This is a genomic window from Coprococcus hominis (ex Arizal et al. 2022), assembly GCF_040094675.1.
GTDB classification, from domain to species: domain Bacteria; phylum Bacillota; class Clostridia; order Lachnospirales; family Lachnospiraceae; genus Coprococcus_C; species Coprococcus_C hominis.
This window is the reverse complement of sequence record NZ_JBBNHG010000025.1, coordinates 15,358-30,995: the sequence shown is the minus strand read 5'-3', so window position 1 is coordinate 30,995 and position 15,638 is coordinate 15,358. Positions and strand designations below refer to the sequence as shown.

The following is a 15,638-nucleotide window of genomic DNA, read 5'->3' as shown; positions in this document are numbered from 1 at the left end:
TAAAAAAACACGCAAGCACTTTGTACCTGCGTATTTTTCTACTAATCATTTAACTTGTAGTTTTATTTGTTTTTGAAAAAAGAACACTCTTCCTCATTGCACTGTACACCATCTGAATTTCGAAGATTCAGATGAAATACATGACCACTTTCCGGATGCCCCGCACCAAATGCCCGCGTTACATGCGCCACGCCTATATCATTCATCTTCTTATCCAGTTCTATCGTGTGAAACCGCAGATCATCATTCTCACTGTACATCAGATATGTTTCCGGGAAATCTACATTCATATAAGTTAACTGCTCCATAAACAACTGGTACTGTTCTTTGGACACAACAAGTGAATTTTCTTTTCTAAGATACCAGCCTAAAATCGTGTCATCCCGCTTTCCCATATCGTATGCACCACAATTCAAGCAGATTCTGGCTGGTCGTTTATCATAGGTAAAATAATCCAGTTTCTTCCGATATTCCTGATTTGACGCAGCAATACAATACTGCGCAGTAAGCTGTGCTCCCGCCGAATCTCCCAACATGAAAAACCGATTCATATCCAGGCCAAACACCCGCGCATGATCATCAATATATTTTACGAGATATGCCACATCCTCTATAGCAGACGGATATTTATTCTGCGGTGACAAACGATAATTAAAATTCACAACTACAAATCCGCTCTGTGCCAGATGACAGCAATAATGGCTATACAGTTCTTTATCTCCATAAAACCAGCCACCACCATGCACACTGACGATCACCGGATATGCTTTATCCGAGTCTCCCATATAGGATGCCGGCACACAAAGATCAAACAGACTGTTCGATACATAGCTGTCTGAATCAATGTCCGATGCATCCCCGGATGATGCATACAACAGCTCCCTTTGCTTATCCATCTTCCAGCTATCCAAAATCGCAGCAAACCGCTCTGCATCCAATTTCTTCTTATAATCTAAATTTTTGATCTGTACAACATTTTCCGGATATTCCAGATCTTTGTCGCGCAATCCGTCATTCGCCATCCACGCATGGCGCATATTCACCCATGGCGGAAGTTTTCTGTTCTCCGCTCCACGCTTCATAATCTCTGTAACATTTATCATAACCGATCTCCTCCTCATAATCGTCCCTCTGTCTTATGTTGTCCTCTTTTTTCTCTTATTCTCATACATAGACTGATCCGCCATATTAAGATAATCCTGCAGGCTTTTCTGCTTATCCGGCGTATCTATGAAAAACGCCCCTGGTAACATAAAAACCCGGGGCGCCTTCATAAAATCGTCAGTTATAAATTAGTTACAGCGTTCATAACGAACCGCAATCGCTTTTATCTCCTTGGCTAAAGTCTTATTTAACTCTTTGCTGTCTACCCGCCATCTCCAATTGCTGCCAACCGAAGAAGGCGTATTCATTCTCGACCTGTTGTCTAAGCCAAGGTAATCCTGAATCGGAACAATACAGATTTTCGCATTGCTTCGCATGATTACGCCAATGAGCGGAATATACATTTTATCTGCCGGTGTATAGTAATCACACAGATAATCTCTTGCTTTTTTCCTGCCTTCGTCATCGACCTCCTGCCACCAGCCGACCAGTGTCTCATTGTCATGCGTGCCTGTATAAGCTACACAATTCTCAATATAATTATGAGGTAAATACTCCCTCGCCGAACCCGTATCTCTTGTGTCAAATGCGAATTCCAACACTTTCGTCCCCATGAACCCGCTATCTGCAACAAGCTTACGAACGGTATCCGTTATATAACCAAGGTCCTCCGCAATCACGGATTTCCTGCCAATCTTCTTTTCGATTGTACGGAACAAATCCATGCCCGGACCTTTCTTCCAACTGCCATTTACCGCGGTCTTATCTCCATATGGGATGGAATAATATTCATCGAAGCCACGGAAATGATCAATACGTACAACATCATATAACTCGAAGCAGAATGAAAGCCGTTCGATCCACCATGCATACGCTGTCTTTTTGTGGTAATCCCAATCATAAAGAGGATTTCCCCACATCTGCCCATCCGCCGAAAATCCGTCCGGCGGACATCCCGCAACAGCCTTCGGTGTGCATTGTTCATCTAACTGGAACAATTCCGGATGCGACCATGCATCTGCACTATCTAATGATACATAAATCGGAATATCTCCGATAATTTTAATTCCTTTTTTGTTGGCGTAAGCTCTGAGCTTATACCACTGGTTGAAAAACTGGAACTGCATAAATAACTGAAAATCAATTTCATCTGCCAGCTTCTCTTTATATTCACGTAAACCTTCTTCTGTACGACTATGAATTGCCTCCGGCCACTCAGTCCAGTTCATTCCACCAAAATGATTTTTCACTGCCATATATAAGCAATAGTCATACACCCACGCTTCATTCTTATCTAAGAACGCCTTATACTCTGTACTGTTCTTATGCCCGCTTCTCTCACAAGCCTTGCGGAGCAATACATACCGTCCATTATATTGTTTTTCATAATCAACAGACTGTTCGTCTGTTCCAAAGTCAACACTATCACATTCTTCTCTTGTCAATAAACCTTCGCTAATTAGAGTTTCCAGATCTATGAAGTACGGATTCCCGGCAAATGTGGAAAACGACTGGTATGGAGAATCTCCATATCCGGTAGGTCCCAAAGGTAAAATCTGCCAGAACGTCTGACCAGCTTCCACTAACCAATCCACAAATTTATATGCTTCTTTGGAAAAGCAGCCAATTCCATACTTTGATGGCAGACTGGAAATCGCGAACAATATTCCTGCTGTTTTATCCATATATGTCCTCCATATACGTCAAGGCAAAACAATTATACTCTGCGTACGCTTTCGCCCTCGATCAGATTGTGTGGGGCATAATCATGTTCACACCCCAGTGTATAATGTATGTGCTTCATCAAAAGCTCCACACTCCGCTTCGCAATACTGTTTATGTCCTGACCCATTGATGTAATTCTCGGTGTGTAAAATCTCGATATGACTGTACCATCGAAGCCTACCACCGATATATCATCCGGTACTTTTTTCCCGGCATCTTCTATTGCACGAATTGCGCCAACCGCAATCGTATCTGACAGCCCGACAATCGCTGTCACATGTATGTTTTTTTCAAGTAGTCTTTTTGTTGTTTCATAACCTGCCTCATACGAATACCGGCAAGCCATATAATTCTTATCCGGATCAAATTCCAGACCACTTTTTTCAAAGCCTTTTTTACACCCAAGATAACGCGAGAAACTGATCTGTTTATCTGAAATCTCGCCACCCATTACGACAATATCTTTGTGTCCGTAGCCTGTTAAATACTGCACGAGCTCCATGGTTGCAGTCTCATCATCGACACATACAGAAGATACATTGTCAAACGCTAACTCCTTTGCACTCGTAGTTGCAACAACACAGGGTATGTCAAGTTCATTCATACGTTCATCAAAAAGAGCTAAATTCGCGCCGAGAAAAATAATCGCTTTCGAGGTTTTGTCACGAACGAATTTTAATGCCTCTGCAACCTCGTCCCCATCTTCATCGATAATCTGACAGGATACAACCTCTTCCAGTTCTGACAGCAGAAGTGTAATCCGGTCAAGAATCTCCATGAAGAAACTATTGTGTCGGCCTTTCATGATAATTGTAACTGTATTTCCGCCACATCGTTTCAGCTTTCTGGCATTTCCGTTTGGTTCAAAATTGCTCTCTTCGATAATTTTCAATATCTTTTCGCGCGCTTTCTCACTTACACCCGGTTGTTTGTTTATTACTCTGGATACGGTACCAATACCGTATCCAGATAATTTTGCTATATCTTTGATTGTCATATAATCGCTCCTGTAAAAATGTGATTATATATTAACCCTTAACAGCGCCAGCCGCAACCCCTTTGACAATATATTTCTGAGCGCATAAGTAGAATACAACAACCGGAATGATTGCCATGATCAGGCATGCCATAATCGCGCCCATATCAACACGGCCGTAGCTTCCCTTCATGTACTGGATGACAATGGAAATTGTCTTGAATTCCTTAATATCAAGTACAAGGTATGGAAGAAGGAAGTCATTCCAGATCCACATTGCTTCAAGAATACCTACAGAAATGAATGTAGGCTTCATCATAGGAACTACTACACAGAAGAATGTCCGGAGTGGTGAGCAGCCATCAATCATTGCAGCTTCTTCCACTTCTACCGGAATTGATTTTACAAATCCGGTGAACATGAATACCGCAAGTCCGGCACCAAAACCGAGATATACAATCACGATTCCCCAAGGTGTATTCAGATGGAGGGAGTCTGCCGTTCCGGAAAGTGTAAACATGACCATCTGGAATGGTATAACCATAGAAAACACACATAAGAGGTAAATCATTTTTGTAAAAACATTCTTAACCCGGGTTATAAACCAGGCTGTCATGGAACAGCAAATCAGAATAACCGCAACTGAAAATACTGTAATAAATAATGTCCAGCCTACAGCTTTCAGGAAATCATATTGCGTAATTGCTGTCTTATAGTTTTCAAGTCCAACATAGCTTTCCTCTGTAGGCAGCTTAAATGTCTCAAGGTTGATGAACGTCTTCGACTTCATCGAGTTAATCAATACGATAAAGATTGGAGCAACAAATACAATTGAAACGAGTGTAAAAAATAATGTTGCAAGTATTCCCATCACTTTCTTTTTCATTACTGCTGCACCTCCTTATCCCTTGTCAACTTTAACTGTAACAATCCAATCGCTACTACAATTATGAAGAACACAACTGCCTTCGCCTGTCCAACCCCTTCAGCTCCTACTCTGCCATAGAATGTGCTATAAATATTCAGGGCAAGCATTTCTGTCTTATGAAGTGGCTCACCACCTGTAAGAGCAAGGTTCTGATCGAATAACTTGAACGAATTCGTAATCGTCAGGAATGTACAAATTGTAATCGATGGCATCATGTTCGGAATTGTAATTTTAAACAATCTCTGCATTCTGGTAGCTCCGTCGATCATAGCCGCTTCCTGAATATCTCCGGGGATCGCCTGAAGTCCCGCGATGTATACGATCATCATGTAACCAATCTGCTGCCATCCTACAAGAATAACCAGTCCCCAGAAACCTAATGTTTCATTCAACTTCAGGGCTGTATCAAACTTCACGAAAATACCATCAAAAATCAGCTGCCATACATAACCTAATACAATACCTCCGATCAGGTTTGGCATAAAAAACACTGTACGGAAAATATTCTTTCCTTTGATATTCTGTGTCAACGCCAGTGCGACTAAAAATGCAAGTACATTGATCAACACAAGTGAAACGATTGCAAATAACGTAGTGAATTTAAATGATCCAAGGAAATTTGAATCTTTAAATGCTTCTATATAGTTTTGTATTCCGACAAATTTTGCATCCTTGATTGTTGTAAAGTTACAGAAAGACAAGTAAATACCTTCAATAAAAGGAATAATAAATCCTATCAAAAATGCAGCCATAGTCGGTAACAAAAATATTGGCCAATATTTTTTTACCGCCTTTTCCATCTTATACCTCCTACGCCCTTGAACAATTACCTTCTAAAAAAGGGAGGAACTGTCTCCTCCCTTTTTAATTACAGGTTGTTTTATCAGGCTTCCTGATCCTAGTTTCCTGCTGCCTGACTCTCTGTAGCCCAGCCTTCAACGAATGCTTTCTTTACAAGATCCCAATTCGCATCTGTCTGATCGGAAGCATATACAGTAAGAGCTGATCCTACTTCGTTCTTCCATGTCTCAGAAGGCATTGTTGTGAAGTTCCAGCTTACAGGTGTCTTGCCATCTGCCACATACTGGCTTGCGATATTCACAAGAAGGTTATCTGACTCAAGGTTCTTCTTGAATGGAGTAACAAATCCCATTCCGTCTGCTCCGGATGGCATTGCACCCTGTGAACCGCAGATTGCCTTAAGTGCTGTATCGTCTGTAGAAAGCCATGCCATGAAATCTTCTGTTGCCTTGATGTCTGCTTCGGAAGCCTTAGCATTTACACACCAGTAGTTCTCTGTACCTGTACAAAGTCCCTGATTCTCTTCTCCGTCTACACCGATATAAATCGGAAGCATTCCGAGATTCTCATCACCGACTGAGCTTATATCTGAGTATGCCCATGTACCATTCTGGTAAAATACTGCTTTTTCTGCTACGAACTCAGCGACTGCATCATCACCGGTCTTAACACTGAGCTGCTTAGGATCTGTTGTTGAGTTATTAATGTACAGATCCCAGATCTGACGGTAGTTATCCAGGTATGTGCCCTTGATTGCCTTTGTGTTGTTGATTCCGTCTGCCTGATACTCATAGTATACAGGAAGGTTTGCAAGGTGAGTCTTAAATCTCCAGTCTGAAGAACCATCCATACCTGCGGATGTAAATGCATCAAATCCAAGCTCATCACGTCTTGCTGTAATATCTTCTGCTACCTTCTTCAGGTCTGCAAAGTTCTTGATGTCATCCATGGAGTAACCTGCCTCCGCAAGAAGCTTCTTATTGCAGATGATACCATAGGACTCAATAACATATCCGATACCTGCTACCTTATCGCCATCCTTCAAAGCGAAATCCTCTGAAGTAAGCTGCTTGTAAACTTCTGTGTCAGACAAATCTGCACAATAATCCTTCCATGATGCCAGACCGACCGGACCATTTACCTGGAACAATGTAGGGCATTCTGATTTACCCATCTCACTCTTAAGAGTTGTCTCATACTGACCGGATGCGGCTGTAACAACGGTTACCTTTACGCCTGTCTCCTCTTCGTAGATCTTGGCAAGCTCCTGCCACTGGGCATCTGCTTCCGGCTTAAAATTCAAGTAATATACCGAACCCTTATCAGCCGATGCATCCTTCCCTCCTGAAGTTCCCTTTCCTCCACAACCTGCAAACAGTGACATCATCATTGTTGCAGCTAATCCTAAAACTGCTAATTTCTTCTTCATGCTTTTTCCTCCTCTAATCTTTTCATTTGCTTTGTTTATAGTTACGTATACGTTCCTTGGAAACGTTTGTTGTATCGTTTTTGGTAACGTTTCCATTTCATGAGTCAATGATACAACATTTAAAAACTTTTTGCAATGAAAAAAGTCAATATTTTGTTTATTTGGTCAAATCACACAGTGTTTTTGAATTTTTTTTGTTACTTATTACTAATTTCTGCGTGCATTTGCTATCAATGGATCCTATTTTATTATTTTCCAAATATCGTTATTATATTCAGCAATTGTACGATCAGAGGAGAAAAATCCTGCTTTCGCAATATTCACCATCATCTTCTGCGCCCACGCCTTACGATCCTCATATTCCTTATATGCACGTTCCTTGGCATCAACATAAGAATCGAAATCAATAAATGTCATGAACCAGTCTTTGTTGAGAAGCTCATTATACAAACGATGCAGCATTTCTGCATTTCCAAGTGCCATCACCGCGTCGCTGATAATAAAATCAACGGCTTCCTTCAATACCGGATTGTTCTCATAATATGTTCTTGAGACATAGTCCGCCTTCGCATAATGATCAATCACCGCATCACTTGACTCTCCAAAGATATAGATATTGTCATCGCCAACAAGCTGATGGATTTCAACATTCGCACCATCTTCTGTTCCGAGAGTAACCGCGCCGTTCAACATGAACTTCATATTTCCGGTTCCGCTTGCCTCTTTTGATGCAAGTGAGATCTGCTCCGAAATATCACAGGCAGGAATTAATTTTTCTGCAAGCGTAACATTGTAGTTTTCTACCATAACTACATTCAGATACGGGCTCACTTCCGGATCGTTGTTGATCAATTCCTGAAGGCACAGGATCAAATGAATAATATCCTTTGCAATCGTGTATGCAGGTGCAGCCTTTGCTCCAAATATAACCGTAACCGGCGTAGTCGGCAGCTTGCCCGCTTTGATCTCCAGATACTTATGAATAACATAAAGTACATTTAACTGCTGACGCTTGTACTCATGCAGACGTTTTACCTGGATATCAAAAATCGAGTTTTCGTTTAATTCGATTCCCTGTGTCTCCTTGAAATATTCTTTGGCGCGAAGCTTGTTCTGATGTTTAATTTCAAGGAGCTTTTCAAGCTTGTCATCATCGTTTACAAATGCAAGTAATTTCTCTAATTCCATTGCATCTTTCTTGTATCCGTCCCCAATCCACTCCGTGATCGTATCGGATAACAATTCATTACAATAGAGAAGCCAGCGGCGGAATGTAATGCCGTTTGTCTTGTTGTTGAATTTCTCCGGATATATTTTGTAAAAATTATTAAGCTCCGAATTCTTCAAAATCTCCGTATGAAGATACGCAACGCCATTTACACTAAATCCATAATGAATATCGATGTGTGCCATGTGAACGAGATCATTCCGGTCGATAATTGCCACACTCTCATCACTAAACCGTCTTCTTACCTTATCATCCAGAATCTCAATAATTGGCACAAGCTGCGGAACAACCTCTGCCAGATAATGTCTAGGCCATTTCTCAAGTGCCTCAGCCAAAATTGTATGGTTTGTATATGCGCAGGTCTTACTTACAACATAAATCGCCGCATCCATGTTCATCCCTTCCGCTACAAGCAGACGAATCAACTCAGGTATGATCATGGTTGGATGTGTGTCGTTGATCTGGATTACTGCATAGTCGAACAAATCATAAAGGTTACTTCCCTTCGCCTTACACTCATCGATAATGAGTCTTGCGGCATTGCTTACCATGAAATACTGCTGGTAGATACGAAGCTTTCTTCCATCTTCGTCACTGTCATCCGGATATAAGAACAATGTCAGGTTTTTCTCTATGTCTGTTTTATCAAACTGATGATTCGCATCTACGATGGATTCATCCACAGTTTCTACGTCGAACAAGCATAATTTGTTGGTACGGTTATTGTAACCTGTTACATCAATCTCATACAATCTCGACTGCACCGTGCATTTTCCAAATGTAACAGGATATGTCACATCTGTTTTTCTAAGCCAGCTTTGATCCTTGATCCATGGATTAATCTGTTCTTTCTGCATTCTGTCTTCGAACACCTGCTTAAACAAGCCAAGATGATAATTCAATCCAATCCCCGCACCCGATAATCCAAGTGTTGCGATTGAATCAAGGAAACATGCAGCAAGTCGCCCCAGACCGCCGTTTCCAAGCGATGGCTCTACCTCAATCTCCTCAATCTCTGCAAGTGTCTTTCCGCTTTCGGCAAGCACTTTTTTGACGTCCTCATAGATTCCAAGATTGATCATGTTATTCGACAGCAGCTTTCCAATCAGAAATTCTGCCGATACATAATAAATCTTCTTTTTCGTCTCTTCCATGCGGCGTTCATCTGCTAACTGCTTTGTCAGGTTGAGCAATGCATAATATACTTCTTCATTGCTGCTTTGTGCGATTTCTTTTCCAAGCAGTTTTTCAAGTTCCTGTTTTACCTTCATCGTATACCCCTTTCGTTTTCACTTGAGCTTTTGTACGCTCTTTTATAATAATACAATATCACGAATTGGAAACGTTTCTCTTGCAGAATAGTATCATAATATGATACTATTCTATCAATCAGGAGGGTATTTGCCATGAAAGAGATTATAAATCCGGACGCTGCATCTAATATCGAATTAAATGAAAACAAGATTCACTTTCAAAATGAATATCAATATAACACCTATATATGTTCGATTCCGATGGATTTTGCAAGTGTACCGGTTCACTGGCACGACGAGTTCGAAATGATCGTCATCAAGAAGGGGCGCGGATACGTTACCCTCAATTTTCAGAGATATAAGGTTTCGTCCGGGGATATTGTCATCGTTCTTCCCGGAATGCTTCATTCCATTGAAGGTAAACAAAATTCAACGATGGAATATGAAAATATACTTTTTTCAAAGCACTTTCTTGCCTTTGGTGCAGATGACGTGACGCAGCAAAAATTTATCGATCCTTTTTTTAACGGAGATATCCAGATTCGTCATTATCTGACACCCGGACACACGTTATACACGGAAATCAGTAATATTGTTGATTTATTAGATGAAAAAAGTGATGAAAGAGACTATGCGTATCAGCTTTTTATCAAGGGTGGGCTTATCCAGATTATATACCTGCTGATTACGCACCCGCCAAAAGTAAACGAGACGACGCAAAGCGATAAGCATGAAGAGAAATTGAAAAGTATCATCCGGTATATCTCCACACATTATTATGAAGATATATCCATCGAAGAAATTGCAGATTTCTGCCACTATAGTCCATCACATTTTATGAAATTTTTTAAGATTCATACCGGAATGAGCTTTATCTCATATGTGAATGACTTCCGTGTCACAGAAGCACGTGCAATGCTCACATCTACCAATGATTCGATTCTTGAAATCTCACAGAAATGCGGATTCTCAAATCTGTCGAATTTCAACCGCATGTTCAAAAGAAAATATGGTATAACGCCAAGGCAGGTACGCAGCTGAGTCTGCGCCTCTATAATGCAGATATGGGCAGAACCTAAATAATCGACTCTGCCCATTTTCAGATGTTCTATGCTCTTTTTAGATAAACTCCTTATCCAAAAGGAAATCAATTTTCCTTGGCGTACGAACGGAATTTTCTTTTTCACTGAGCGTCCTTGCATAAACAACACCACCAATCTATGTCTTCTGCCATTATTCTATTCCCACTTTTTAAAAAATATTAATTTTTAGGTAATAAGTGTCTGCAAAAGAACCTTCTGTGCTATCTAAAAAAGAGAATCCTGCATTTTTCACATTTTTCGCATTATTTATACTATCATTTCACTTCAACTTTTAATGTTTCACAATAAAAATAAAACCTATAATGGCAATCAGTATAACCAATACTTTTTCATCGTCAGACTTTATCACAGTCAAATCGTTTCCAAATGTCTCAATCAATATTTGCCACAAGCATCTGTCACATTCTATGTCGTACCGCTCCACATTTTCTCCATAGCATCTTTTATAACATTGTTTATTTTTCAAGAATTTCCAGATCAAGGAGGAAGTCATAAATGTTTACAGTCAAGATCGGCTGAATCAAAAGCAAAGCGAATGATGTGGTCAGCATCAACTCCGCTTTCTAATAAATGATGATAAAACAGATTATTCAGTAAATAGGATTTTCCACATCGACGAATACCAGTAATTACCTTAATCAATCCATTATTCTTTCTTTTTATCAATTTATCCAAATAAAAATCTCTACGAATCTCCATATTAAAGTCTCCCTGCAAAAGATTTTTGCAACATGTTGCACTTTTCTATTCTAGTATATCCAAATGGACTTCAAAAATCAATATTTTAGCTTGTTTCTTGACTACTCAGGAAAAATATTTCTACCCTCGCCCCACCTGTATTTTCAGAATTTGAAAGTTTAATACCTCCACCATATTTTTCAGCCACAGTTTTTGCAAAAAATAGTCCCATCCCATAATGGGCTTCGCCATTTCTACTTGTGTCATCCATAAAAAACTGCTCTGTGCCATGCAATAATGCTTCTTTTGTAAATCCTGATCCGCTATCCTCCACAATGAATGTCAGCCGGCCATCCTGCTCCTTTGCGTCAATATAAATGATTCCATTTTCTTTTGTATGCTCCACTGCATTCTGAATCATATTCATTACGGCCCGGAACATTGGATCATAAGCAATCGTTACCTTTTTATCACTTTGTCCCGCCTTCCAATCTATCTTCTGGTGATAGATTTCTACCAGTCCGAGTGCCTGTTCCTTTATATCTGCGAAAAAATCTTCTAACCTCACCGTTGTATAGGTAACATCACTGCAATTCCATGATTTTGTGACATCTATCAACTGTTTTACATAACTTTGTATCTGTGTTGTGCCGTTCAAAACATAAGTGATATTATTCTTCTGTTCTGTGGTCAGTTCAGTCTCTGAAAGTAGTTCTGCATTTCCCCGTACAATCGTAAGAGGTGTTTTAATATCATGCGCCAAAGCAGACATCTGTTGTTTCTTTTCCTGCTCTGTTTTCCACTGCTTTTCTAAAGATTCTCGCAATGCATCTCGCATATCATCGATTGCCGATAAACAGTCATCAAACTCTTTGATACCGGAACAGGATGTCTCATATTCCAGATTTTGATCCTTTATTTGTCTGATTGCGTCTAATACAGGCTGCATCTGCTTTTTGATTCTTTTTCCAAAACGTATGGACTGAATGATGATAATCGCTACCGCTCCAATCACTGACATAATACTCATCACATTCTGTGGTCCTATAAAATGCTCCCTCAAAAAAGCTGAATGATATTGAGGTGTCAGGCGATATTGCAATACAACATATTCATTTTCCCTTACAATTACTTTATAAAAATATTTCCCGGATGCGTTTCCGTACTTTGCAACATTCCATGCTATCTGTTCGTATTGTTCTGACAGATCTCCACCTATTTTCTCTCCATTCTCTGAAAAGATTACATAATCACAAAGTGCAGGAATCATCTCAGCAGTTACTTTATCCGCACGTAAAATCGTATCATATGCTTCATTAATCTTTTGCTCTGCATAATTCGCCGGATAGATACAGCCCACACTAATCAAAAGGTACAGCAGCAGCCAAGCAACAATCACCAAACCTACTAATGATCCAAGCATGACCAGTACATATCTCATAAAAATCCAGCTGAGTGCATTGCTTCTCTTTACTCTTCCCATTTATATCCAATCCCCCAGACTGTTTTTATCGGTGTATAATCATAATCCGCAAATTTTGCTCTTATATTTTTGATATGCGTGATTATAGTACTGTCATTACTCTCATTGTCAAAGCCAAAGACCGCTTCCAATATCTGTTCCTTCGAGAAAACCTGTCCCCTGTTTTTAGCCAGGAATTCACAAATTTCGTACTCCGCTTTCGTAAGAGGAAGTTCCTTATCATCAACCAATAGTTTCTTTTGAGATATTTGAATACAGACCCTCCCCAAAACCATCCGGACAGAATGTTCCCTGTGCTCTCTTCTAAGATGTGCATTGATCCTTGCCCGAAGTTCCATCACTCCAAATGGCTTTGAAATATAATCATCTGCTCCTAAAGAAAGTCCGTTTACCAGACTGTTTTCCTCCGTTTTTGCCGTAAGAAACAAAATCGGACAATCCACAAGTGCCCTGATTCTTTTGCATAATTCGAAGCCATCAATTCCAGGCATCATAATGTCCAGTAAAATCAGGTCATAACGATGTAATTCTTCCATATTAATTTTTAGTGGATTACTTACTTTGGTAACCAGATGTCCATCCTTATTCAAAATGCTTTCTATCATTTCCAAAATTGCCGGTTCATCATCAACTGCCAGTATTTTTGCCATAGTTTCCCTCGATTCTATTCCGATATTCTGTTTCCTTCCCAGTGGTTTACCCACCAAAAATAGTATACCATACTAATCCCTGTAAATATTAAGCAACCTGGTATGAATGACAACCATTCACCTACACTAGTTTCTCCCAATACAGATTGCAGATAAGTATATGGTACTCTACCCGTCCAGCAGACAAATACATATTTCCACACATAATCTCCAAGTCCGGTAAGCATCAATGCACTAATTAGTCCTGATATAATCCCTGCTCCAATGGATACCCCTTTTCCAAACTGAAAAGCCAGAATCAGCTGCCACAGATAAAGTGGAACACTGCTTCCCCACAGCAGCAATGCTGCAACAACACATATTTTTACAATTTCAATATTGCTGTTACTCCAGCTGCCACCTGCTGATATCATTCCAAATCCAGTTCCAAATATCAAAGCAGTCAATAAAACAGAGCCAAGACAAAGCATCAGTAACAGCATCAGCTTCGATATAAATGCCACCCTTTTTTTCGATAAAGATAACATATTCTGAAAGTTACCTGCATTTTGTTCCTGCTCCATCACACTTGCTGTAAAAATTCCAATAAGTACCGGAAGTCCTGCTCCTATTGCCTGATAAAATGCAATCACTTTCATATTTTCATTCCATGGTGAAAAAAAGTAATATATTAAAAATATAACGCTGGTTATAATCGGAATCAGTAAGTGTGCCAGAATCACAGATGTTCCTTTCATCTTTCGCAAGTCTGCATTAAGAGATCTTCCAATCATCTTATTTCACCTCTCTTCTCTCAAACCATTTCAAAAACAGAACCGTTACAAAAACAAACCAGATGATTGAGAGACACATTCCCGGAACAATGACTCCCGTATCCAAAAGAGGATTCCCTGCTTCTGCGGCAAGTCCATTTGGTAAAACATGAAGCAACGGGCACATCATTCGCATAGGGATTGCAGAAACAAGTACATACCAGATTCTGGTTTGTGATATTACCACACCGCTGACGGTAATAAATAGGCAGACGAACAGGTTTACAATCATTCCAAATCGTTCACTTAAAAATAAAGCTACCGGAATCTCCCATAACTCAGAAACCGTCAGGAACAATACTGCAATCAACGCTCCTCCAACTGGAACATGTGTCGTTAGAAGAAAGCCTCCAAGCGTTGCTCCTGCAAACACAATCACATTAGAAAACAAAATCATGTACCCAATATAAATAATTTTCCCCAGCAACAATTTTCTTCTGTCTGTGGGAATAGTCATTAAATGATAGTATTTTATCTTTTTCTCCTGCGCCACAGAAAGATAACAAAATAGAGCAATCATCCCCGGCAGCAAAAGTGTATACCACCAGTTCCAAACACTTTCTGCATAAGCATTTGTCATCCCAAGAGTAAATATAAATGCCATGACAAATGTAAGAAGAGGAAATCCCCAGATAAACTTTTTTCGCATGGTTCTTTTGGCTTTTTGATGTTCTGCTTTTATAATATTAACCATGGATTTCACCTGCTTTCTGGTTTTTCCTTACTACGTCCATAAACAGTTCTTCAAGATTCTGTCCCTGATTCAATGCTCCCTCGTATCCTAAGATTCCACCTGAAATAATCCCGACTTTATCTGCAAGTAACTGTACCTCTGAAAGAATATGACTGGAAAGAATTACAGTTATTCCCTGTCCTGTGAAGGAGCGAATCAGTTCTCGTAATTCCTCGATGCCTATTGGATCTAATCCATTCGTAGGCTCATCCAATATCAAAAGTTCCGGTTCTCCAAGCAATGCCATTGCAATACCTAGTCTTTGTTTCATTCCCAAAGAGAACTGCCCAGCTTTCTTCTTTCCGGTATTTGTAAGTGATACAATCTGCAAGACCTCATCAATTCTGTTTTCATCTGTACCAAGCAATAATTGTCTTACTTTCAAATTCTCTCTGGCGGAAAGATTTTCATAAATAGGCGGATTTTCAATTAACGCTCCTATTTTTGACAAATCCTTCCTATTCCATAGTTTTCCATCAAGGTAAATCTTTCCTGCAGTTGGTTTCATCATACCGGTCAGCATTTTCAATGTAGTAGATTTACCAGCACCATTCGGTCCAAGCAGTCCATAAATCTGTCCTTTTTCTATATTGAGTGAAACATTATTTACTGCTTTCTGCTTTTTAAAATATTTACACAAATTTTGTGTCTGCAACATCATTTCCATCTTTTCTATCCTTCCTTCTATATTTTATTTCTTACTGAAATATAATCTATCAGGGAAAAATAAAGATT

General features: G+C 39.8%; 13 protein-coding genes and 1 pseudogene. 1 reads left to right on the top strand and 13 read right to left on the bottom strand.

Annotation, left to right across the window (positions count from 1 at the left end; genetic code table 11):
* Nucleotides 1-62: 62 nt before the first annotated feature.
* The 7 genes from AAAT93_RS03370 to AAAT93_RS03340 form a co-directional block, all read right to left on the bottom strand.
* Complete coding sequence (locus tag AAAT93_RS03370; protein ID WP_227572949.1) at nucleotides 63-1,103, bottom strand: alpha/beta hydrolase; 1,041 nt, start codon at nucleotides 1,101-1,103, stop codon at nucleotides 63-65.
* A 189-nt stretch (nucleotides 1,104-1,292) separates the two neighbouring features.
* Nucleotides 1,293-2,789, bottom strand: a complete 1,497-nt coding sequence (gene malQ / locus AAAT93_RS03365) for a 4-alpha-glucanotransferase (protein ID WP_227572948.1) — start codon at nucleotides 2,787-2,789, stop codon at nucleotides 1,293-1,295.
* A 32-nt stretch (nucleotides 2,790-2,821) separates the two neighbouring features.
* Nucleotides 2,822-3,826 carry a LacI family DNA-binding transcriptional regulator gene (locus AAAT93_RS03360; RefSeq protein WP_227572947.1) on the bottom strand — a complete coding sequence of 335 codons (1,005 nt, stop codon included), beginning with the start codon at nucleotides 3,824-3,826 and terminating at the stop codon, nucleotides 2,822-2,824.
* 31 nt (nucleotides 3,827-3,857) lie between these two features.
* A complete protein-coding gene (locus AAAT93_RS03355) occupies nucleotides 3,858-4,691 on the bottom strand; it encodes a carbohydrate ABC transporter permease (protein ID WP_021984043.1) in 834 nt (277 codons plus the stop codon).
* Complete coding sequence (locus tag AAAT93_RS03350) at nucleotides 4,691-5,533, bottom strand: carbohydrate ABC transporter permease (protein ID WP_021984042.1); 843 nt, start codon at nucleotides 5,531-5,533, stop codon at nucleotides 4,691-4,693. The genes AAAT93_RS03355 and AAAT93_RS03350 overlap by 1 nt, the downstream gene beginning before the upstream one ends.
* 98 nt (nucleotides 5,534-5,631) lie before the next feature.
* On the bottom strand, nucleotides 5,632-6,963 hold the full coding sequence (locus AAAT93_RS03345) for an ABC transporter substrate-binding protein (RefSeq protein WP_021984041.1): 1,332 nt from the start codon (nucleotides 6,961-6,963) through the stop codon (nucleotides 5,632-5,634).
* A 240-nt stretch (nucleotides 6,964-7,203) separates the two neighbouring features.
* Nucleotides 7,204-9,462 (bottom strand): glycogen/starch/alpha-glucan phosphorylase, encoded by a 2,259-nt coding sequence (locus tag AAAT93_RS03340; RefSeq protein WP_227572946.1) that lies wholly within the window; start codon nucleotides 9,460-9,462, stop codon nucleotides 7,204-7,206.
* Nucleotides 9,463-9,597: 135 nt separating this feature from the next.
* Here AAAT93_RS03340 and AAAT93_RS03335 point away from each other — a divergent pair, with 135 nt between their 5' ends.
* The gene (locus tag AAAT93_RS03335) at nucleotides 9,598-10,485 is read left to right on the top strand and encodes an AraC family transcriptional regulator (protein WP_196020369.1); all 888 of its coding nucleotides are present in this window, start codon (nucleotides 9,598-9,600) and stop codon (nucleotides 10,483-10,485) included.
* A 572-nt stretch (nucleotides 10,486-11,057) separates the two neighbouring features.
* Here AAAT93_RS03335 and AAAT93_RS03330 read toward each other — a convergent pair.
* From AAAT93_RS03330 to AAAT93_RS03305, 6 genes and pseudogenes are all read right to left on the bottom strand, one after another.
* Nucleotides 11,058-11,246: pseudogene (locus tag AAAT93_RS03330) on the bottom strand (AAA family ATPase); the annotation flags it as partial.
* An 85-nt stretch (nucleotides 11,247-11,331) separates the two neighbouring features.
* On the bottom strand, nucleotides 11,332-12,708 hold the full coding sequence (locus AAAT93_RS03325; RefSeq protein WP_195541634.1) for a sensor histidine kinase: 1,377 nt from the start codon (nucleotides 12,706-12,708) through the stop codon (nucleotides 11,332-11,334).
* A complete protein-coding gene (locus AAAT93_RS03320) occupies nucleotides 12,696-13,358 on the bottom strand; it encodes a response regulator transcription factor (protein ID WP_006858444.1) in 663 nt (220 codons plus the stop codon). Before AAAT93_RS03320 ends, AAAT93_RS03325 begins: the two co-directional genes overlap by 13 nt.
* Nucleotides 13,359-13,372: 14 nt before the next feature.
* Nucleotides 13,373-14,131: a lantibiotic immunity ABC transporter MutG family permease subunit gene (locus tag AAAT93_RS03315; protein WP_227572945.1), complete on the bottom strand. Its 759-nt coding sequence runs from the start codon at nucleotides 14,129-14,131 to the stop codon at nucleotides 13,373-13,375.
* A 1-nt stretch (nucleotide 14,132) separates the two neighbouring features.
* Nucleotides 14,133-14,864: a lantibiotic immunity ABC transporter MutE/EpiE family permease subunit gene (locus AAAT93_RS03310; RefSeq protein ID WP_004853398.1), complete on the bottom strand. Its 732-nt coding sequence runs from the start codon at nucleotides 14,862-14,864 to the stop codon at nucleotides 14,133-14,135.
* Nucleotides 14,857-15,570, bottom strand: a complete 714-nt coding sequence (locus AAAT93_RS03305; RefSeq protein ID WP_227572944.1) for a lantibiotic protection ABC transporter ATP-binding protein — start codon at nucleotides 15,568-15,570, stop codon at nucleotides 14,857-14,859. Before AAAT93_RS03305 ends, AAAT93_RS03310 begins: the two co-directional genes overlap by 8 nt.
* Nucleotides 15,571-15,638: the final 68 nt, after the last annotated feature.